Here is a 22520-nt window from a genome sequence, read left to right on the forward strand (position 1 = left end):
TACTGCAGCAATGAATAGTCCCTCACTACCAAGGCAGTTTGCACTCGACATTGGCCACACACCCAAACCCAGCTTCAGTAATTTTTTAGCCGGAGAAAATCTAGCGCTGCACTCTACCTTGCAGGCAATAGCTAAATCCTGGGAAATAAATGCCCCAAGATTGACCAGTGAGAATCCCCTTAATCAACGCTGGATCTATTGGTGGGGCCCAGAAGGCTCTGGTCGCACTCATTTACTCGGTGCAATTGGCAATGCTGCTCAGCAATTAGATTTGAAATGCTTCCACCTGACTCCCAATGAACCCATTTCCTGGGTGAGTCTCGAGGAGAGCCTGCCTACCCTATGTTCCAGTGATACACCCTCAGTTATTACTGTTGATGACGTCGATCGACTGGATGAGCGCCTGGTAGCCTCCTTATTTCGGATTCTGAATGCCATTCAGGGTAGCAAAGCAATGCATATTTTCATGGCAGGTAATGCCGCCCCTGGCGCATTAAGACTTCGAGAAGACCTGCGTACCCGCCTGGGATGGGGTTTAGTCTTTCAAACTCATCTTTTGGGCGATGATGAGAAAATAGAAGCCTTACAACAAGCAGCGCAAGCGCGCGGCTTGGTTTTATCGTCAGATGTATTGCCTTGGTTGCTCAATCGCTTTTATCGCGATATGCCTAGCCTGATGGCCTTGATTGATGCCTTAGATGCTTACTCACTAGAAACAAAACGCGCTGTTACATTGCCCCTCGTTAGAGAGCTCTTGCAGCCTAAATAAATATTCATGACTCAATTAGCACTGTTCGATTTAGATCACACTCTTCTCCCCTGCGATAGCGATTACGAATGGGGTCAATTCTTGGCGCGCATTGGTGTAGTCGATAGTAAATACTATGCGGAGCAGAATGAACGCTTTTATCAAGATTACAAAGATGGAAAGCTGAATATTCAAGAGTTCCTTCGCTTTGCATTAAAGCCACTCTCCGAACATTCCCGCGCACAGCTCAAAGAATGGCATGACGCCTTCATGCAAGAGGTCATTACTGGCCAGCTCCGTCAACAGGCGCTTGATCTGGTGAAGCGCCACCAAGATGCCGGTGATCTTTGCTGCGTTGTGACTGCAACCAATAGCTTTGTTACTCGCCCTATCGTAGAGAGTTTTGGTATTGAACATCTTGTCGCCACTGAACCTGCCACCGTGGGAGACCAGCCTTTTGCTGATTTCACGGGTGAAGTTAAGGGGATTCCGAGTTTTCGGGAAGGCAAAATTCAACGAGTTCATGATTGGCTTGCTACTCAAAAGCTCGCATTCGATGAATTGCCACAAAGTTATTTTTATTCAGACTCGATGAATGATTTACCTCTCCTGGAGAAAGTGAGCAATCCTGTTGCTACTAATCCAGATGCTCGCCTACGTGATGAAGCCTTAAAACGTCACTGGCCCATACTTGAACTGTTTGCATGATTACCAAATTTATTAAACGTATTTTGCGTCGTGATCCCATGATCCGACATACTGCAGCCCACACCTCCGGTGCACCGAAAAGAGTTCCTAAAAAAACTCACCGCATTGACCCAGATTTACTTTCAAAAAATGCCGTGAAGGTAACTCAGACTTTGCAGCAGGCTGGCTATGATGCTTTCATTGTGGGTGGCGCTGTACGAGATTTAGCTTTAGGCATTGGCCCTAAGGACTTCGATGTAGCAACCAATGCCACCCCAGAACAAGTGCAAAAACTATTTCGCAAAGCACGCCTCATTGGTCGTCGCTTTCAGATTGTGCATGTGACTTTCTTCGGTAAAGGCCAACCTGAAATCATTGAGGTATCTACCTTTAGAGCCCTATTGGAGAACGCTGGCGAGCATGTAGCAGAAAATGGTCGCATCTTGCGCGATAACGTCTGGGGCAGCCAGCACGAAGATGCTGCACGCAGAGATTTCAGCATCAATGCGATGTACTACGACCCTGCTACTGAAACCGTACTCGACTATCACGGCGGTATGGCTGACATGCAGAAGAAGACATTGCGCATGATTGGTGACCCGGCGAAGCGCTATCGTGAAGACCCCATTCGTATGCTGCGTGCCATTCGCTTTGCGGCCAAGACAGGCTTTACCTTAGACGCAGCAACTCGCGCACCTATCGCCAAATTAGGTAAATTGATTCACGATGTTCCATCGGCTCGCCTCTTTGATGAAATTCTCAAGCTACTCATGTCGGGTTATTCATGGGCTGCGATTCAAGGCTTAAAGGATGCAGGTTTACACCACGGTCTCTTGCCTTTACTTGATCACATCTTAGATCAGAGCGCAGACTCTAAAGAAGCCAATGATTTTGTTCGTATTGCACTTGCCAATACTGACCAACGTATTCAATCGGGCAAAAGTGTTTCGGCCGGATTCTTGTTCGCGACTTTGCTCTGGCCAGATCTACTGGGTAATTGGAAAAAGAATATTGCCAAAGGGATTTCCAATATTCCCGCACTGCATGATGCGATGGATGAGACGATTGCCAGTCAAAGTAGCGGCATGGTGATTCAGCGTCGCTTCGAGAGTGATATGCGGGAAATCTGGTCAATGCAGCCCCGCTTTGAAAAGCGTGTTGGACGCTACCCCTATCGCCTCATTGAATCTCCACGTTTTAGAGCGGGTTATGACTTTATGCTGCTGCGCTGTGCCACGGGAGAAAAGAATCCAGCCCTGGGCGAATGGTGGACTAGCTTTATTGAAACCGACCCGACTGGACAAGAAGCCCTGATGGCGAGCGTTAAAAATGAGACTGGCAATAGCGCCTCCCCAACAAAACGACGTCGCCGTAGAAAAGCCAAAGTGGCCGAGCCCACTGAAAGTGCAGCGGACTAAGCAGACTTGAGAAAAATTCAGTAAAGTAGTTTCAGTAGTCTTTGTGTACCCTTCTCTTGTTTGGAATGAGCATGGCTCGAGCTTTTATTGGATTTGGTGGAAATGTCGGCGACACGCGTCAGCTCATTACTGATGCGATTGTGTGCCTCGCGCAGCGATGCGAGCTCCAAATACTGGCGAAAAGCTGCTTATACCAAAGTGCGCCCTTTCAAGCTACCGGGGGCGACTATATCAATTCTGTGATTGAAATTGAAACGCAATTAAGTCCGTATGGCCTTTTGCACGTCTGCCAAGCAGTTGAACAAGAATTTGGGCGTGAGCGTCCTTACGCTAATGCACCCCGCACAATTGATCTGGATATCCTGTCCTTTGAGGGCGTATCTCAAACAGATACAGAACTCACCATCCCTCACCCCAGAATTATTGAGCGCTCCTTTGTTCTACTACCCTTGTTAGAAATTGCCCCAGATTTCTTTTTGCCGAACCTTGGCGAACTCAAGGCGTATTTACCTAATGTAGCCGACCAGCGTATTGAAAAACTCTCTTGTCGCAACTGTAATTGCGGTGAAAAACAGGTTTATAGCCAATCAGCGCATTAATTCATTAAACTCACGCCATGGGTTACTTACAAGGCGAAAAGCCAATTACGATTTCTAAACTCCTCACCATGCGTGCTGAGGGTGAAAAAATTACGATGCTGACAGCATACGATTCAACCATGTCAGCCTTGTTAAATCGTAGCGGAGTAGAAACCATCCTGATTGGGGACTCCTTAGGGAATGTGATTCAAGGTCACTCCAGCACCACACCGGTAACCGTTGAGCAAGTGGCGTATCACACCGAATGTGTTGCTCGAGCTAACACCCATGCATTCATCATTGCCGACCTCCCTTTTGCCAGCTATGGCGATCCTGTTCAAGCCTTAGATTCAGCAGCAGAACTCATGCGCGCAGGTGCAGATATGGTCAAACTAGAAGGTGGTGATTGGCAAGTCGACATCATTCAGTATTTAGTAGAACGTAGCGTTCCTGTTTGTGCGCACTTGGGTTTATTGCCCCAGTCCGTTCATATCCTAGGTGGCTATAAAGTTCAAGGTAAATCCAAAGATGCCGCAAGCCTCATGCTTGAGCAGGCAATTGCTTGCGAGCAAGCTGGCGCGCAAATGATTGTGCTCGAAGCCATTCCATCTTCACTGGGCAAACTGATTACTGAGTCACTCTCCATTCCCACCATTGGAATCGGTGCAGGCGCACATTGCTCCGGCCAGGTATTAGTGCTACAAGATATGCTGGGCATTAGCCCTGGAAAGCCGCCAAAGTTTGTTAAAAACTTTATGGATAGCCACACCTCAATTGAGGCGGCAGTCAAAGCCTATGTTCGAGAAGTGAAATCCGGAAAGTTCCCCGGACCCGAACACGGCTTCGCTGGATAAGCTCAAGCTACTAGTTAACTAAAAAAGCTCTTTACGCCGTCGAACCAACCCTTTTGATGGGGGTTATGTTTATCGCCACCCGATTTCAGGCTATCGTCAAAGCTCTTCAGTAATTTTCTCTGTTCATCAGTTAATTTGACCGGGGTCTCGATCGCAACGTGAACGAAGAGATCACCCACGATAGTCGAGCGTAAACCTTTAATACCCTTGTTACGCAAGCGGAATGTTTTTCCAGTTTGCGTGCCCTCAGGAATCGGAAACTCAACCCGCCCTGAAAGCGTGGGAACTTCGATATCCCCACCAATCGTTGCAGTTGCGAAGGAGATCGGCATTTGGACATGCAGATCACTGCCATCACGCTCAAATACCTTATGGGGCTTGACTCTCACCTCTACATAAAGATCGCCGGATGGTCCACCATTGACGCCAGGCTCGCCATTGCCGACTGAGCGCACACGCATACCATCATCAATACCCGCAGGGATTTTGATTTCAAGTGTTTTTTGTTCTTTATGTTTACCGCTGCCATGGCAAGTCTTGCATGGCTTCGGAATGTACTCACCAGTGCCGCGGCACTTGGGGCAAGTTTGTTGCATGGAGAAGAAGCCTTGCTGGACACGGACTTGGCCATGACCGCCGCAAGTAGTACATCTCTCGGCTTTACTACCAGGTTCAGCGCCAGTGCCCTGACATGGCTTGCAATTACTCCAGCTTGGTACCCGAATTTGAGTCGTGTAACCCTCGGCAGCTTGCTCAAGAGTGATCTCCATGTTGTAACGTAAATCAGCGCCTTTATATACTTGCGGTCCAGACTGACGCCCGCCACCTTGACCAAAGATATCGCCAAAGATATCGCTAAAAGCATCGGCAAAACCGCCGCCACCAAATCCGCCACCGCCAAAACCACCAGATTGATCGAGGCCAGCGTGACCATACTGATCATATGCGGCACGCTTATTTGGGTCCGTTAAAGTTTCGTAAGCCTCTTTAACTTCTTTAAATTGCGCTTCTGCCGTTTTGCTATCGGGATTCCGATCAGGATGATGCTTCATCGCCATTTTTCGATAAGCTTTTTTTAGCTCATCTTCGCTAGCACCTTTGGCAACTCCAAGGACCTCGTAATAATCGCGTTTACTTGTAGACACAAAATTCCTCTCAACAACCTGAATGACACAAGTCGGCACGTGGCCGACTTGTTATTTAAGTACCTCTAAACTACGTTAAATGACTCTCAATTAAGGGTTTATTTCTTGTCATTCACTTCCTTAAAATCCGCATCCACTACGTCGGCATCGGGAGCAGCACCTTGTGCGCCACCAGGCGCTGCGCCAGGAGCGCCGCCAGCCTTAGCCTGTTCTGCAGCCATGGCTTTTTCACCCAGCTTCTGACTTGCTTTACCCAAAGCCTCAGTCTTAGCCTCAATAGTAGCTTTATCGCTACCCTTGATAGCTTCGTCTAATTCTTTTAAGGCAACATCGATTGCTTCTTTCTCGGGAGCCTCTAAAGCAGAACCGTGCTCTTCAAGGGCTTTCTTAGTTGAGTGAGCCAAAGCGTCAGCAGTGTTACGTGCGGTTACCAATTCCAATGCTTTTTTATCTTCATCTGCATTCGCTTCAGCATCTTTCACCATGCGTAAAATTTCCTCCTCAGTCAAACCTGAGTTTGCCTTGATGGTGATCTTGTTCTCTTTGCCAGTCGTTTTGTCTTTTGCAGTGACATGCAAAATACCGTTGGCATCAATATCAAAAGTCACTTCAATTTGTGGCAAACCGCGTTGTGCTGGAGCAATGCCTTCTAAATTGAACTCACCGAGCAATTTGTTGGCAGCAGCCATTTCACGCTCACCTTGGAAGCACTTAATAGTCACCGCAGGCTGGTTATCTTCAGCTGTAGAGTAAACCTGTGAATGCTTAGTCGGAATAGTCGTGTTCTTCGGAATCATCTTGGTCATGACGCCTCCCAAGGTTTCGATACCCAAAGACAATGGGGTTACGTCCAGGAGCAATACATCCTTACGATCACCAGACAATACTGATCCCTGAATAGCGGCACCAACTGCAACTGCCTCATCTGGGTTCACATCTTTGCGTGGCTCTTTGCCGAAAATTTCTTTTACCTTGTCCTGAACAGCAGGCATACGGGTTTGACCGCCAACCAAAATCACATCATCGATTTCAGCAGGATTTACACCAGCGTCTTTAATTGCAGTCAAGCAAGGGCCAGCCGTGCGGTTGATCAACTCTTCTACCAAAGATTCCAGCTTAGCGCGGGTCAACTTCAAGTTCAAGTGCTTAGGACCGCCTGCATCAGCAGTCACGTATGGCAAATTGATTTCAGTCTGTTGCGCAGATGACAATTCGATCTTGGCTTTCTCAGCAGCATCTTTCAAACGCTGCAATGCCAGTACATCCTTACTCAAATCTACGCCTTGCTCTTTCTTGAACTCAGCAATGATCCAGTCAATGATGCGCTGGTCAAAATCTTCACCACCCAAGAAGGTATCGCCGTTGGTAGAGAGTACTTCAAACTGCTTCTCGCCATCCACGTTAGCAATCTCAATAATGGATACGTCGAATGTACCGCCACCCAAGTCATATACAGCAATCTTGCGATCGACCTTGTCTTGCTTATCCAAGCCAAATGCCAATGCCGCAGCAGTTGGCTCATTGATGATGCGCTTAACATCTAAACCAGCGATACGACCCGCATCTTTAGTAGCTTGACGTTGGCTGTCATTGAAGTAAGCAGGAACCGTAATCACTGCCTCAGTCACTTCTTCACCGAGATAATCTTCGGCTGTCTTTTTCATTTTGCGCAGAATTTCTGCTGACACTTGTTGTGGTGCCATTTTTTTGTCGCGTGCTTCTACCCAAGCATCACCGTTGTCAGCTTGAACAATTTTGTAAGGCATCAAACCGATGTCTTTTTGCACTTCCGCATCAGTAAACTTACGACCCATCAAACGCTTTACTGCGTAGATAGTATTTTTAGGATTGGTTACTGATTGGCGTTTTGCAGGCGCACCAACCAATACTTCGCCGTCTTCAACATAAGCGATGATGGAAGGAGTTGTGCGACCGCCTTCTGCGTTCTCGACAACTTTAGGTGCATTGTTTTCAACAACCGAAACGCACGAGTTCGTGGTTCCTAAGTCAATTCCGATAATCTTTCCCATAATGGCTCCAAAAAATTAAGTTACGTGTAATTTCGTCAAACTGCGAATAATTCGATAAGGAATAAATGGGGTCGAAGAAGAGAAATTCAAGGGTTCAAAAGCAAAAAAGGCAGATTTCTGCCTTTTTTTATCTTTTTTGACTCCAAAAACCCCATTTAGAGGCTTTTAATACCTTATTTGGGGGCGCTGACGGTCACCAAGGCTGGGCGCAAAATGCGGTCAGCAATGGAATAACCCCTTTGCAAGACGGAAACCACGGTATTGGCCTCTTGGTCTGAAGGGACCGATGCAATGGCCTGGTGGTGGTGCGGATCGAACTTATCACCTACAGCAGGATTAATCTCAGTCAAGCGACCTTTTTCAAAGGCGGATAGCAGCTGCTTAAGGGTGATCTCCAAGCCCTCTTTGAAGGCCTTGGCATCTACAGTCTCCGCGTTCAGGGCTGCATACAAACTATCTGTAACCGGTACGAGGTGCTCAGCAAAACTTTCAATCGCAAACTTATGCGCCTTTGAGATATCTTCGACCGCACGGCGACGAATATTTTCACCCTCGGCCTTAGCGCGGAGGTAGTTATCTTGCATCTCAGTGAGCTTTTGATTTAACTCGGCAATTTCTTGCTCCGGAGTCTTTACTTCGGCATCTGCAGGAGCTGCCTGTGCACCAGCTTCAGCCTGAGGATCAGCAGCAGTATTTTCTTGCTCAGGAGATGGGTTTTGATTTTCTTGGGTCATAGGTGCAAATTCACTTTTCTATCAGGATGGCTACTTCTCAACAATATGGGGCCAATTTAGGCAATTTCAAGTGTGCCTAACTTTAAGCAATATTCGCTTTAGCTAACTCAGCCAAGCGGTCGCGCTCCTGCAACACCGCGTCGGACTCAACACCTAAACTCCAACCAGAAAGATGCTGCTGGGCGATGTCGTACATCGCATCGATCCACTTTGGATTGCTATTTAAGCAAGGGATGTAGCGGTAGTCTTTACCGCCATGCTCCAAAAAGATCTCACGTGCCTCCATTGCAATCTCTTCTAAGGTTTCTAAGCAATCTGCCGGAAATCCTGGGCAAAAAATATCGACTCGTTTACAACCTGCTGCACCCAACTCTTCAATCATCGGAGCCGTATAAGGCTTGAGCCACTCCGCTTTACCAAAGCGAGATTGAAAAGTGACTAAGTATTGTCCAGGCTCTAGGCCTAATGACTCACCAAGTAGGCGGCCAGTTTTCAAGCACTCACAATGGTAGGGATCGCCCTTCATTAGATTGCGCTTGGGTAGGCCGTGGAAAGACATCACAAAGCGATCACCTGCAGCAAAATCTGGCCGACCATCTTTATCCCATGCGCCAAGTACTTGATCACGTAATGCCGAAATATAGGCAGGGTTGTCGTGATAGTACTTAATCAAACGTAACTCCGGTTGATTGCGCCAAGTACCCAATACGCGAAACACTTCATCAAAACTCGACGCAGTAGTAGTGGCCGAATATTGTGGATACAGCGGTAGCAACAATAGACGCTCCATACCCTGTGCCTGTAAGGATTCCAAGGCTTGCTGAGTTGAAGGTTCGCCATAACGCATGGCTAAATCTACCAACACGACTTGACCGTGATTGGCGAATTTCTCACCCAACTCTTTTGCCTGTAGGCGGGAGTAATGCATCAATGGAGAACCCAATTTTGGCAACCAAATAGAAGCGTATTTCTTTGCAGACGCACCACTACGAATCGGCAAAATAATACCGTTCAAGATGCACCACCAAATAATGCGGGGAATTTCTACAACGCGTGGATCAGATAGAAATTCTTTGAGATAGACTCTGACTGCCTTAGCCGTTGGAGCAGAAGGAGTACCCAGGTTGAGCAATAACACTGCTGTCTTAGAGGGGCGTAGGTGAGGATTTTGATTCAAGGAAGATCCGTCTTTATTAAAGAGAGCTAAAAGATATAAACATGACTAAAAACTGCTTGGCGAACTTAATGCGCCCGATAACAACTTAGAGGTGATGTCGACAATCGGAATCACCCGATCGTATGCCATGCGAGTAGGCCCAATCACACCAAGGGTTCCAACGATCTGGCCATCCACACTGTATGGCGCACTGATGACCGCCAAATCTTCATAAGGCAGCAAATCACTTTCGCCGCCAATAAAGATTTGAATGCCATCGGCATGACTAGAAACATCCAACAACTGCATGAGGAACGACTTTTGCTCGAGCATATCGAACATCTTGCGCAGCTTATCCAAATTAGTACTGAGATCGCCAACATTCAGTAAGCGTCGCTCACCTGATAGCAACATATCTCCTTGTCCCATTCCGTAATCACTTACGCCGCTGTGCAATGCCAGAGCCATCAGCCCAGAGATATCGCTTCGCAAATTATCCAAATCAGAGGCAAGGTGCGCACGCACCTCTGCAAAACTCTTGCCGGCAAACTGAGTATTGATGTAATTTCCAGCCTCAACTAGCTGACTTGGGGTGTAGTCCTGCGAGGTTGGGAGTATGCGGTTTTGAACATCGCCTTCAGGTGTGACCATAATGAGCAGGATTTTGCCCTCACCCAGCCTCAAGAATTCAATATGCTTAAAGACCTGAGCCCGCTTGGGCGTCATCACCACCCCGGCAAAATGAGTCAAATTAGACAGAATTTGCGCGGCGGAATTCAGCACCCTTTGGGGCGAATCTGGCAACAGACCCTTTTCCATCTCGCGGGCGGCAATTTCTTCTAGAGGGCGAACGGTCACCATCGTATCTACAAACAGGCGATAGCCCCTTGGGGTTGGGATGCGGCCAGCTGAGGTGTGGGGGCTGGTTACCAAGCCCATTTCCTCTAAATCTGCCATGATATTGCGAATCGTAGCCGCGGAAAGATCCAATCCCGAGAATCGAGATAGGGTACGTGAGCCAATAGGCTGCCCCTCTTCGATATAGCGCTCGATGAGGGTTTTCAGTAAGGCGCGGGAACGATCATCCATGGTGGAAGGGATTTTATGCGTATGGTTTAATCGTTATATGTTAAGCCCATCCCCAAATTCCAGCAAAAAGGCCTTTAGCCGGGTTGCACTTGTCGGCAAATATCAGGCTGACGGCATCCAAGAGCATCTTAAGGACCTGGCGGTGCTACTTGGCCAGCAAGGCTGTGAGGTCTATATAGAGAGTTCCACTGCCAGCCACTTAAGCCTAAGCGCCTACCCGATCAAAAAAGTAGAGGAGTTTGCGGGAACCATTGATTTAGCAGTAGTTTTGGGTGGTGACGGAACAATGCTGGGAATTGGGCGTCAACTGGCGGGCAGCAATGTCCCCCTCGTTGGCATCAATATGGGTCGCTTAGGCTATATGACCGACATCCCCATTCAGAACGTTGAAATAGTTTTGCCGCAAATTATTGCTGGTGACTACGAAGCCGATACTAGAACACTACTTGATGCGGTGGTGATGCGTGATGGCAAAAAAATAAATCAAGCCCTCGCCCTCAATGATGTTGTAGTTAATCGTTCCGGAATATCTGGAATGGTCGAGCTTGCAGTGCGCGTCAACGGTTCATTTATGTATAACCAGCGATCAGACGGCTTAATTGTGTCTACCCCTACCGGCTCAACAGCATATGCCCTCTCCGCTGGCGGACCGATTCTGCATCCACGGGTCGCCGGAATTCTATTGGCGCCGATTGCGCCACACTCCTTATCTAATCGCCCCATCGTCTTACCGCAAGATATTCTGGTGAGCATTGAGGTGGTTGATGGCAGAGAAGTCATTGTGAACTTTGACATGCAATCACAAACGCATTTGCACTCCGGTGACATCGTTGAAGTCAGTCAATCCGAAAAAACTATCACCCTACTTCACCCTCGCAGTCATAGTGACTACAAAACTTTGCGCGAGAAGTTACATTGGAATGAGTACCCATCGACATTCTGATGTCGAATTTTTTGGTACGCTAAACCATGCTACAAACACTATCGCTTCGCGACTTTGTCATTGTTGATCAGCTAGAGCTGGACTTTTCCTCTGGGTTTACAGTCTTAACTGGTGAAACAGGTGCCGGTAAATCTATCCTCTTAGATGCTCTCAGCTTGGTATTAGGTGAACGTGCAGATAGCAGCCAAATTCGTGAAGGCTGCAACCGCGCAGAAATTAGCGCCCTCTTTCGGATCGATGTGCAACAAATTGAACATTTCAATCAATGGCTCGATGAGCAAGGCTTTCCACTGGAAGACGATGGGCAAAGTCTTTTACTGAAAAGAACTGTAGAAGCCAATGGCCGTAGCCGCGCCTTCATTAATGGCAGTGTAGCAACCTTGGTACAACTACGAGAAGCAGGCGATCAGTTAGTGGATATTCATGGTCAACATGCACATCAACTACTGCTCAAAGGTGGCGCGCAACGTGAACTACTGGATCGCCACGCCAACCAGCTAGATCTGGTTACTGAGGTCTCCCAATTATTTAAAACTCTGAATGAATCGCGTCGTAGACTCGAGCAAGCTGAAAATGCCGGGCAAGATATTGAACGCGAGCGCGAGCGTTTGGAATGGCAATTAGAGGAACTCACTGAACTCTCTCCGCAAGAAGGTGAATGGACCACCATTCAAGGTGAACATGCTCGCCTAGCGAATGGCGCAAAAATTATGAGCGGCTGCCAAGAAGCAATTGATGCTCTGAGCGATGCGGATAACTCTGTCGAATCTACCCTTTCTAAGGCTAGCGCCAATATCAGCGCCCTAGCCGAACATGACTCCGCACTCATTGAGATCAGCCAAGCCTTAGAGTCAGCCCAAATTCAGATAGATGAAGCGGTGCATGGCCTCAATCGGTATTTACAAAAACTGGATTTAGATCCTGCGCGCCTCAGCGAAGTGGAGGAGCGAATGCAAGCGCTGCATGGTGCAGCCAGAAAATACCGCACCGAAGCAGATGACTTACCAAAGCTTCTTTTAGATACTATCGAGCGCTTAGAGGCATTAACTGCCTCACAAAATATAGAGGCCTTGCGCGAGAGGGTAAAACAAGAAGAGCTTGCCTATCTCAAGCAAGCAAAGCAACTATCACAAAAACGTAACAAGGCTGCGCAAGATTTGGGTCAGCAAGTTACTACAGCAATGCAGGATCTCTCGATGGCGGGCGGGCAACTGGAGATTGCCTTGCTACCTTTGGCCGAAGGTGGCGCCCATGGTCTTGAGCAAATTGAGTTTCTAGTTGCCGGTCACGCTGGAAGCACTCCGCGCTCATTAGCTAAAGTCGCTTCCGGCGGTGAGTTAGCGCGTATTAGCTTAGCTATTAGCGTCATCACTAGTAAAGCGTCCTTTACACCTACGCTGATATTTGATGAAGTCGATGCCGGTATTGGCGGCGCTGTTGCAGAGACGGTTGGAAAGTTGTTGCGGCAACTTGGTGAGTCACATCAAATTCTGTGTGTGACCCACTTGCCACAAGTGGCTGCGCAAGGTAATCACCATCTCAAAGTCAGCAAATCTCAGGCGGGTGATAAAACCCTCTCTCAGGTGACGCCACTTGGAAGGCCTGAGCGAGTAGAGGAAGTTGCGCGCATGCTGGGCGGAGCAACCATTACCGACACTACACGCCGACATGCTCGCGAGCTACTGGAGCAAAACTAAGCTGGTTCAGCGTCCGAAGAGGCCAGAAATATTTCTTGCCACAAAGCCAGCACTACCTCTCTTGCTTGAACCAGTTGCGGTTCAAGCTCCAAATCTACCCGCGTCTTTTCTGCACCATCTAAACGTAAGCGGTGTTGACGCGCCCGAAGCAAGCGATAGGCATCTCCTACCTCTTGCGCTATTGTAGTTTGAATTAAGCCTGCCTCTCCAGTAATCCGAAGTAAAGCGATGTTTCCTAGATTACCAATCAGCTGTGGGTAGGTGTTTGAGAATGCCAGGACTAAAAATTGCACGATAAATTCAATATCCACCATGCCGCCGGCATCATGCTTCAAATCAAAGTCAGGGCTAGGATTTGGATGTCCGGCATGAACCTTGCGACGCATTTCTAAAATCTCATGGCGCAGTTGTCCAACATCACGCTTCTGACTTAAAACTTCAAATCGCACACCGTCAAAGAATTCTCCAACCACCCTGGATCCCGCCGAGAATCTAGCTCGCGTCAGAGCTTGATGCTCCCAAACCCATGCAGCGTTGCCACCCTCCCGCATCTGGTATTTTTTAAATGCATCAACACTTGTTACCAAAAAACCAGCGGAGCCATTGGGACGAAGACGTGTGTCAATTTCAAATAAGTTGCCAGCTGATGTGTAGGCAGTTAACCAGTTAATCATCCGCTTAGCGAGTAAGGCATAAATTTCTTGGGCAGCAAAATCAGTTTCTTCAGCCTGATATAAGAAAACCAAGTCTAAGTCGGAGGCATAGCCCAACTCTTTACCGCCCAACTTGCCATAAGAAATGACTGCGAATGGCGCAGTCGTATCCAGCGGCAATGCAAACTTCTGAGCAACGCCAGGCCACACCCGCTCAAAAGTCGTCTGTAATATCAAGTCTGCCAAAGCAGATAGATGATCACTTACCTTCTCAACCGAAAGCTCGTGATCCATGCCAATTCCTAAGTCTGCGAGCAAAGTGATAAAGGTTTCGGTGTGATGGGTAATGCGCAAAATATCCATCGCCTGCTCTGAGCCATCACCATCTGCCATCACATCATCCAGACGCATATTCAGAGTCGCTTTTACTTCCTGCCAATACTGTTCAGGATCTTCAATCAGGGCTTTCTCAGTACGCGAGTTGAGCAAATAATCCAAGAGATGAGGATGCCGAGTTAAATATTGCGCACCCCATTGAGAGGTCTTGAGCAAAGCCAATACATTTGATAGTGCCTGAGGATATTCAGACAAGATGGATAAATAGGCACTGCGCCTTGCAACTGCCTCTAACAAATCAAAAAAACGCAGCAAGGTTTGATCTGCGCTAATCACAATAGGCTGATCCACTTGCAAGCTCTCTGCAGCCTTGCGAATGAGGTTGTTGAAAATGATCCTGCTTTTTTCTGGTAACTGTCTTTGCTTAGAGCTGTCAGCCCAAGCCAACCAACGGGCTGCAGATTCTGGGAACAGCGTGGTATCAGGCTCCCAGCCTGCTGGCAAAGAGGTATTGTCTAAGCGTACAGCATCATCGAGTACAAAAGCTTTTTCGAAATACTGGGCTACTGCCGTTTGGTGTTTATCGAGCTCAGATAAAAAACAGGTTTGCTCTTGAATCCGATCAGGGCCAGCCATGCTTGCTGCCAAACGAGTACGAGAACCCTCATCCTCGGGCAAATAGTGTGTCTGCTGATCCTCCCAAACCTGGATCCGATGCTCTAAGCGACGCAAGTAAACGTAAGCTGCCTTTAAATCATCAGCCTCCTGGGCAGGCAAAATACCTTGCTGCTTTACCAAGTCCAATACTTCTAAAGTGGGTCGAATACGAAAACGTGGGTCAGTGCCGCCACGCATCAATTGAAACATTTGCGCTAAGAACTCAATTTCGCGGATGCCGCCGCGGCCCAACTTAATATCCTTAGATCGACCGTGATGACTCGAGGAACGCTTCTCAGCCTCATGCTGTATCTGCCTATGCAATTCACGGATAGAGGCAATCACACCGTAGTCTAGATGGCGGCGATAAACAAAAGGACGAATCAGTTGATCGAGCTCACGCTCGCAATAAGCAAAGGAAGATGAGTCAGGTAAAGGCGAGATCAGCCTACCCTTAATCCAGGCGTAGCGCTCCCACTCCCTACCTTGTACCAATAGATATTCTTCGAGCATATCGAGACTGCAGACTAGGGGCCCAGAGTCTCCATTGGGCCTTAAGCGCATATCCACCCTAAATACAAATCCATTGGCATCATGCTCTGCCAATAATTTAATCAGGCGCTTACCCATTCGTGTAAACCACTCGTGATACGACAGGCTCTTAGGTCCACCCTGAGTATCACCTTCGTGCTCATACAAAAAGATCAGGTCGATATCAGAAGATAGGTTGAGCTCCAACCCACCTAACTTACCCATACCCACCACCATTAAAGGCATCTCTGAGTCTGTGACCTGGCTCCATGGCAGGCCAAAACGATGCTGCTGATCTTCTCGAATATAGGCAATCGAAAGGGCTACCGCCGCCTCAGCAAAATGACTCAGCGCATGAGTTACCTCACTGAGATCGGCCATACCATTGAGGTCTCGGAAGGCAATCCAGAGCATGAGACGTTGCCTAGCCAGCCTTAGATCCGTCATAAACTGAGCCTCATCTTGCTCGGGTGCGGCTAATGCATCTCGGCAAGGACTCAATAGATCCTCAATTCCAATCACATCCACTTTTTGGGCGCCCTGAGTCCGAAGCCAATCAACCCAATCAGGGTGGGAGTTGAGCCAGCGTTGCACGTAGCTGGAGTGCTGCTTTAGAAATTCAATTTGGGCGGCAAAATCAGTCATTTCTCCATCTTAATCCGACTCTCGACTCAAACTTGCAGAAGCTTGGCGATCACCTAATAGCTGACGGATAATAGAGTCCATGCTTGTAAATATCATCTGGACTCGCCTGCTGAGCGTGCTTCAAAAACGTCCTCTAGGTTCTGGTGGTCGCTGGCGTAAGCGCGCCCTCATTCTTGCAGGCGTCACAGTGGCTTTTTTTGTATTAGGCCATCTTGGGGTGCGTTTTGTTTTGTGGCCACAGATTGAGAAATCAAAGCCCACTATTGAGCGCTTAATGAGTGCTCGCTTAGGGACGAATGTCACGATGGATGATGTCCAGGTATCTTGGACTGGAATTCGGCCAAGCTTTGCGATTCAAGGATTACGATTCAATAGCGCAAATACTCCCACACCGCCCTTGCTCATTGAAAGTATCAGCGGGCAACTCAGTTGGCTTTCTTTCTATTATTTAGCACCCTATTTTCACGAGATCACTATTGAGCGGGCTCAGCTATACGCGCAGCGCGATGCAAAAGGCAACGTTTCCATTGCCGGAATTCCGATTCAAGGCGATGCCGATAATTTTTCAACCGGAAACTGGTTGCTCGCTCAAAACAATATTCAGGTTAACAATGCCAAAATTTATTGGGAAGACCAACAAAGTCGAAAGCTAAAAACTACTATTGACATTCAAAGCTTCGAATTAGTAAACGGCATTCGCAGTCATGAAGGTCAGCTTGTCGCTCAAACCCCTTGGAGTCCAAATCCAATCAAACTCCAAGCCGACTTTGTCCACCACCTTAGGGGGCAGGCGGGTAATTGGCTCGACTGGGTCGGAACTGTTTCGTGGGATTTTGCTGAACTCAAGCTCGGGCAAATTTCTAAAGACCTCAGTCTTCCGCTATATGACTTGGGCGGCAGAATCAACTCTAAGGGTAGCCTGAAGCTTGATGGCGGCAAGGCTAATGGGGGGCAAATGTCCTTAATAGCCGATCAACTTATGGTGCAATTAAACAAGGATGAGGATCCCCTTGAGTTTGGTAGGCTCGAAACAGAGTTAATCCAAGATACCGATAGCGGCTTAAATTCCATCACAACAAAAACCTTGGCATGGCGCAATATCGATAGCCCACAAACTGCGCCACTTGAAAAGTTAAGCCCAATTACTTTCCGTTGGCGTCCACCAAAAGATGGTGGCGAAATAAAAGAGTTTGGCTTCTCATCACCAAAAATACAATTGGAAGATATTGCTCTCTTTGCACTCAATCTTCCTCTGCCAAAAAAGATTCATCAATGGATCAAGATTTCTGAAGCAGATGGTGAGCTACAGAATGTAGATATGAATTGGTCCGAAAGCCAATCTGCTCTCTCGGCTTTACCCATTCCAGGAAATTGGTTTTCCTCTAACAAACTCGACTTCACTATCAGCGCAAAGCTTAATGACATTAGCTTCACTGGAGTAAATAAATCGATGCCCTCAGCCTCACATTTATCTGGCAACTTAGTGGGCAATCAGAAGCAAGGTAACTTCACACTAGATTCGAGCAATCTTGAATTAGAGATGAGTGACTTTTTATCCGCTTCTGAAATTCAATTAGACCGCGCAAAAGGTGAGATTAGTTGGTCCAAACAAAAAGGGGGCTGGCTAATCAATGCCAAGAAACTGCAGCTCAGTAACTCTGAAATCACTACCAATTTTGATCTTAGCTATCTGATCGGCACATCCAAGCAACCCGATCAGATAACGCTAGATATGGAGTTTGTTAAAGCTAAGCTAGCAACAGCACATCGCTATCTGCCAGTAGGAATAGCTAAAGATAGCCGCCTATACCTTAGCAAAGCCTTTGAGTCCGGGGAGATTCAAAATGGCTCTTTGCACATTAAGGGCGATCCCAATCAAGCGCCTTACCCAGCTGGCACAGTCGGAGAGCTCAACTTAAATCTACCTTTCTCCAAAGCAAGCTTCAAGCCAGCACCTCTGCTACCAAAAAGCCAAGGGGCTTGGTCGGCACTGAGCAATGTCAGCGGCACCATCAACTTGAAACAAGCAGCTTTGAATATTGACGTCGATAAAGCAAACTATCAAAAGGTGGCTATCACCAAGGTCAAAGCACAAATTCCAGATCTCAGCGCTAAGAATCTAGCCTTGCTCATCAATGGCTCCATTCAGGGGGATGGCTCTGAAGTCCTCGAATACTTATTTGCATCACCTGTAGGAATTGCGCAAGCCAACTTAGCCAAGAATCTCTCTCTCAAGGGTCCCGTAGATGTCGGTCTTGACTTAAAAATTCCGCTATCTGGAAGTAATGATGTCAACTTCGATGCAAAAATTAATCTTCCCGGAAATCAAATGCAATGGGGGCAGGTTCCTCCTTTGGAAAATCTGAAGGGTAAAGTGCGTATTACCGAAGCCAATCCTGAGTTTGATAATGTCACCGCAAACTTTTTAGGCGGCGCCTTCAAAATTGCTAGCGCACCCTCTTCGGCAGGCAACACTAGCTTTAGCATCGGAGGCGATATCAATGCTAGCTTCATCAAGGATTACATTTCAGGAAATTTAAGATCTCGAGCCCACCCAGCACTCCTGAGTGCGATGAGTGGATCAGCTAAATATGAAGGTTTAATCAACTTTAATAAAGCAGGTAGTCAAACCAAGCTCAATTTTGATTTACGTAATTGGGCAAGCTCCGCCCCCTTACCCGCCAAGAAATTAGCAGGAGCGCCTATGTTGGGAGAGCTCAGTCTAAAAATTTACCCAGCAAGCAAGAGTAATTTAGTGCGCGCAGATTGGTCTGGAAAATTAGGGGGGCAATATTTTCTTCAGGGAAACCTCAACTCGGCTAATGAAATAAAAAATGCAGTAGGAGTTGGGTCGCCGGCATCATTGCCACAGCAAGGCACCTCTCTTTACTTAGCAAGCAATGAGCTTGATCTTGATCAGTGGGTAGAGTTTTTGGGAGCAGGAAAATCAAAGGGGAGAACGAATGAAGTTAATCCGTCAAATACTCCCGAGGAAGATGTACAAATCTCTGCTCAAGTAAAGAAATTAATTGCCCTAGATCGCGAGTGGACTGATGTCAGCATGCAGTCTCAGAAAAAAAATATCGCTTGGCAACTGCGTTTAAATTCACCCCAGATCGCTGGTCAGGTGCAATGGCAACCCAGCGGCAGTGATCACCCTAGTGGATTTGTCTCTGGAAGACTTACACGCCTAAAAGTTCCAGATCAACGTATACCTCCAGAATTAGTATCTAAGGAAAGTGCCCCACAAAAAGCTACCCCTCTCAAGACTCCGGTCGATCCAAATGCTATCCCTAGCTTAGATTTAACGATCGATGATTTGAGTTGGACCAAGGCGCAACTCGGTGCTGTCAAAATCAAGTCTAGAACTAGTCGTGACCTTATGAAGCTTGAGTCAATGCAAATTAATAATCCTCAAGGCAACTCCATTATCAAAGGTCAGTGGCAGGCTCGCACCCAAAATAACTCTGAACTGAGCTCATTCACTGCGGATGTGAATATTAAAGATGCGGGACAGATTATTTCTCATTGGAGTAACTCTAAGTCGGTAGAGGGTGGCGAAGGAAAGCTCAATGCCTCACTCTCATGGTCTGGGTCACCTTTTTCTCCAGCCTATGATTCTCTTGCTGGCAACGTGAGCATAGACCTCGCCAAAGGTCGCTTACTAGAAGTCAATACTGATGGCGCTAAGTTACTGGATGTTCTCAGTCTGCAAAGTCTTTTTAGATTTGCTACCTTTGACCTAAAAGGTAGTCTCGGAAACTTAGCAACTAAAGGTACGCCCTTTAATTCCATCGCTAGCAATTTTGAGATTGCGCAAGGCGTTGCACAAACCAAACAATTCACCATGATTCTGGATCAAGCTCGGGTTGCCATGACGGGGCAAATTAATGTCGCCAAAGAAACTCAAGATCTCCGCATCACCATCTTTCCTACGATCGACGCCACTGCAGGCTCACTAGCAGCATTTGCAATCAACCCCATCATTGGCCTAGGAGCAGTGTTGGGGCAGTATCTCATCACCAATCAAATTAACCGAACCATGCAAACAGATTATTTAGTTCAGGGATCATGGGACAATCCGGAAGTGATTCCGCTAGATCAAAAGGGTCAACCACTCGATTCTAAAACCTTAGAAACAATTCGTACTAAGAATCTTTTGAAAGAGCAGACAAAACCAAGCTCCCCCAATTCTGCCCCTGCAAATCCACCCGCAAACCAAAACATCTCCACCCAAATACCAGGCTAATGAGATGAATGCACCAAGAAATGTTTCTGAACTCAAGATAGCATCGATACAAATGGTGTCGACTCCCAGTCTCAATGAAAATCTCGAGACTGCAGCTCGCTTAATTAAAGCCGCTAAGGATTCCGGGGCACAGATTGCCGTGTTGCCAGAATATTTTTGTTTAATGGGCTTGAAAGATACCGATAAGGTCAATGCGCGCGAAGTGGCAGGGTCTGGTCCGATTCAAGAGCGACTTACCTCAATCGCACACGAGAATAATATTTATCTAGTTGCCGGAACTATTCCTTTGGAGGCCAAAGAATCTAATAAGGTTCTCAATACCTCCTTGGTGTTTGATCCTCAAGGCACACAAATCGCTCGTTACGACAAAATTCATTTATTTGGTTTTCAAACTTCAACAGAGCGTTATGAGGAATCTGAAACTATTTCTGCGGGTAGCCAGCCTGGCCAATTTGTAATCCAGCTGAATCAAGCTGAATGGCGTTTTGGTTTAAGCATTTGTTATGACTTACGTTTTCCAGAGTTATACCGTGCCCTTGGCCAAGTGGATTGCCACATTATTCCAGCTGCATTTACCTACACCACTGGTAAAGACCACTGGGAAATTCTTCTGCGGGCTCGTGCAATTGAAAACCAGTGTTATGTACTAGCCTCAGCCCAAGGCGGTCTTCACTTAAATCAACGGCGCACTTGGGGAGAGAGCATGCTGATTGATCCTTGGGGAGAGATATTAAGCAATCTTCCTGAAGGTGAGGGTTTTATTCAGGGTACGCTCAGCAAAGATAAATTAAAAGAGGTACGCTCTAAGCTACCCGCATTAAAACACCGCAAGCTTTAATACAGAAAGTTCAGCAAAATCAAGATGAGAGCACCAGAAGCATTATTTCCAAGTGATTGGACTAAGCCCAAAAAACAGGCCGACCTTCTCAAGCTAGCTAAATCTATTCTGCTTGAGCCAACCGGGCTCTCTGAGCAAGATTTGCATCACACCTTTGGCAATATGTTTACGCATCAGCTCGATGATGCCGATCTTTATTTCCAACATACCCGTAGCGAGAGCTGGAGCCTAGAAGAAGGTATCGTGAAATCCGGCAGCTTCAGCATTGATCAAGGTGTTGGAGTGCGCGCGATTTATGGAGATAAGACCGCTTTTGCTTACTCTGATGAAATTAATTTAGAGGCCCTGAATAAAGCAGCCAAATCTACTCGAGTGATTGGACCCCAAGGTGGCACACGAGCTGTTGCAAGCAAAATATTTACACCCGTTTCCAACGGACTCTACTCAGACTTAAATCCTTTAGATTCACTAGCGCCCCAAGAAAAGATTGCTTTACTTGAAGGCATTGAGCGTCGTGCAAAAGCACGTGACCCGCGCATTATTCAGGTAATGGCTAGCTTGGCTGGCGAGTTTGATGTTGTACTTGTCGTTCGAGCTGATGGCTTATTGGCAGCTGATGTACGCCCACTTGTGCGGGTATCAGTTCATGTGATTGCCGAGCAAAATGGTCGCCGCGAATCTGGGTCTTCAGGAGGCGGCGCTCGTCATGATTACCACTACTTCAATACGGAACTGATCAATCAATATGTTGATGAGGCTGTTGATGGCGCACTGATTAATTTGGATTCTCGCCCTGCCCCAGCCGGTCCAATGACAGTAGTGATGGGGCCAGGATGGCCTGGCGTGTTATTGCACGAAGCCGTAGGTCATGGCCTTGAGGGCGACTTTAATCGCAAGGGCTCATCTGCTTTTGCTGGCTGCATTGGACAACGCGTTGCTGCTAAAGGTGTCACTGTAGTGGATGATGGAACTCTTTCCGGTCGTCGTGGCTCACTCAATATTGATGACGAGGGTACGCCTACCCAGTGCACCACCCTGATTGAAGACGGCATTTTGAAGGGTTACATTCAGGACAGCCTGAATGCCAGACTCATGAATATGCCCCTGACAGGCAATGGACGACGCGAGAGTTTTGCCTCCTTGCCGATGCCCCGCATGACCAATACCTACATGCTAGCCGGTAAGGATGATCCCCAAGAAATCGTAGCTAGCATTAAACGCGGCCTGTATGCAGTCAACTTTGGAGGCGGTCAAGTCGATATTACTAGCGGTAAATTCGTATTTTCAGCCTCTGAGGCCTATTGGGTGGAAAACGGCAAAATTCAATATCCAGTCAAAGGCGCCACCATCATTGGTAGCGGCCCGGAGTCCTTAAAACAGGTCTCTATGATCGGAAATGACCTGAAATTAGACGGCGGCATCGGGGTTTGCGGCAAGGAAGGCCAGAGCGTCCCTGTGGGCGTTGGGCAACCAACTTTACGCATCGACAGCCTGACTGTCGGAGGAACGGCTTAATCCGGCTTAAAATAGCC

Annotated in this window: 16 protein-coding genes; 10 read left to right on the forward strand and 6 right to left on the reverse strand. The window is 47.5% G+C overall.

The genetic code is table 11. The annotated features are described in order from the left end of the window. The first annotated feature begins 10 nt into the window (after positions 1 to 10). The 5 genes from hda (at position 11) to panB (ending at position 4285) form a co-directional block, all read left to right on the forward strand. Entirely contained in the window at positions 11 to 769 is a 759-nt protein-coding gene (hda, locus tag C2758_RS09070; protein WP_215327923.1) for a DnaA regulatory inactivator Hda, read from the forward strand. Between the two features lie 6 nt (positions 770 to 775). Continuing rightward, complete coding sequence (locus tag C2758_RS09075) at positions 776 to 1456, forward strand: HAD family phosphatase (RefSeq protein ID WP_215327924.1); 681 nt, start codon at positions 776 to 778, stop codon at positions 1454 to 1456. After that, complete coding sequence (pcnB, locus tag C2758_RS09080) at positions 1453 to 2853, forward strand: polynucleotide adenylyltransferase PcnB (RefSeq protein ID WP_215327925.1); 1401 nt, start codon at positions 1453 to 1455, stop codon at positions 2851 to 2853. The genes C2758_RS09075 and pcnB overlap by 4 nt, the downstream gene beginning before the upstream one ends. Before the next feature lie 71 nt (positions 2854 to 2924). Beyond that, positions 2925 to 3452, forward strand: coding sequence for a 2-amino-4-hydroxy-6-hydroxymethyldihydropteridine diphosphokinase (gene folK / locus C2758_RS09085; RefSeq protein WP_215327926.1), 528 nt, complete (start codon positions 2925 to 2927; stop codon positions 3450 to 3452). A gap of 17 nt (positions 3453 to 3469) precedes the next feature. After that, positions 3470 to 4285, forward strand: coding sequence for a 3-methyl-2-oxobutanoate hydroxymethyltransferase (panB, locus tag C2758_RS09090; protein WP_215327927.1), 816 nt, complete (start codon positions 3470 to 3472; stop codon positions 4283 to 4285). 14 nt (positions 4286 to 4299) lie between these two features. Here panB and dnaJ read toward each other — a convergent pair whose 3' ends face one another. The 5 genes from dnaJ to hrcA form a co-directional block, all read right to left on the reverse strand. Continuing rightward, positions 4300 to 5430: a molecular chaperone DnaJ gene (gene dnaJ / locus C2758_RS09095; protein ID WP_215327928.1), complete on the reverse strand. Its 1131-nt coding sequence runs from the start codon at positions 5428 to 5430 to the stop codon at positions 4300 to 4302. A 98-nt stretch (positions 5431 to 5528) separates the two neighbouring features. After that, a complete protein-coding gene (dnaK, locus tag C2758_RS09100) occupies positions 5529 to 7460 on the reverse strand; it encodes a molecular chaperone DnaK (protein ID WP_215327929.1) in 1932 nt (643 codons plus the stop codon). Between the two features lie 173 nt (positions 7461 to 7633). After that, entirely contained in the window at positions 7634 to 8194 is a 561-nt protein-coding gene (gene grpE / locus C2758_RS09105; protein ID WP_215327930.1) for a nucleotide exchange factor GrpE, read from the reverse strand. An 82-nt stretch (positions 8195 to 8276) separates the two neighbouring features. Next, positions 8277 to 9371, reverse strand: a complete 1095-nt coding sequence (gene hemH, locus C2758_RS09110; protein ID WP_215327931.1) for a ferrochelatase — start codon at positions 9369 to 9371, stop codon at positions 8277 to 8279. A 45-nt stretch (positions 9372 to 9416) separates the two neighbouring features. Then, positions 9417 to 10439: a heat-inducible transcriptional repressor HrcA gene (hrcA, locus tag C2758_RS09115; protein ID WP_215327932.1), complete on the reverse strand. Its 1023-nt coding sequence runs from the start codon at positions 10437 to 10439 to the stop codon at positions 9417 to 9419. 37 nt (positions 10440 to 10476) lie between these two features. Between hrcA and C2758_RS09120 the strand changes: the two genes are divergently transcribed. Both C2758_RS09120 and recN read left to right on the forward strand, forming a co-directional pair. Next, positions 10477 to 11382, forward strand: coding sequence for an NAD kinase (locus C2758_RS09120; RefSeq protein ID WP_215327934.1), 906 nt, complete (start codon positions 10477 to 10479; stop codon positions 11380 to 11382). Between the two features lie 26 nt (positions 11383 to 11408). After that, a complete protein-coding gene (recN, locus tag C2758_RS09125) occupies positions 11409 to 13079 on the forward strand; it encodes a DNA repair protein RecN (RefSeq protein ID WP_215327936.1) in 1671 nt (556 codons plus the stop codon). Here the strand turns inward: recN and glnE are convergent. Then, positions 13076 to 15901, reverse strand: coding sequence for a bifunctional [glutamate--ammonia ligase]-adenylyl-L-tyrosine phosphorylase/[glutamate--ammonia-ligase] adenylyltransferase (glnE, locus tag C2758_RS09130; protein ID WP_215327938.1), 2826 nt, complete (start codon positions 15899 to 15901; stop codon positions 13076 to 13078). The genes recN and glnE overlap by 4 nt on opposite strands. Positions 15902 to 15980: 79 nt before the next feature. On the opposite strand from glnE, the gene C2758_RS09135 reads away from it, so the two are divergent. Genes C2758_RS09135 through tldD form a run of 3 tightly spaced genes read left to right on the forward strand, consistent with a single transcriptional unit; the run spans position 15981 to position 22503 of the window. Then, complete coding sequence (locus tag C2758_RS09135; RefSeq protein WP_215327940.1) at positions 15981 to 20150, forward strand: YhdP family protein; 4170 nt, start codon at positions 15981 to 15983, stop codon at positions 20148 to 20150. Positions 20151 to 20154: 4 nt separating this feature from the next. Then, positions 20155 to 20988 carry a carbon-nitrogen hydrolase family protein gene (locus tag C2758_RS09140; RefSeq protein ID WP_215327941.1) on the forward strand — a complete coding sequence of 278 codons (834 nt, stop codon included), beginning with the start codon at positions 20155 to 20157 and terminating at the stop codon, positions 20986 to 20988. Between the two features lie 24 nt (positions 20989 to 21012). Next, a complete protein-coding gene (tldD, locus tag C2758_RS09145) occupies positions 21013 to 22503 on the forward strand; it encodes a metalloprotease TldD (RefSeq protein WP_015421915.1) in 1491 nt (496 codons plus the stop codon). The last annotated feature ends 17 nt before the right edge of the window (positions 22504 to 22520 follow it).

This window comes from Polynucleobacter sp. AP-Sving-400A-A2, assembly GCF_018688155.1.
GTDB lineage: Bacteria > Pseudomonadota > Gammaproteobacteria > Burkholderiales > Burkholderiaceae > Polynucleobacter.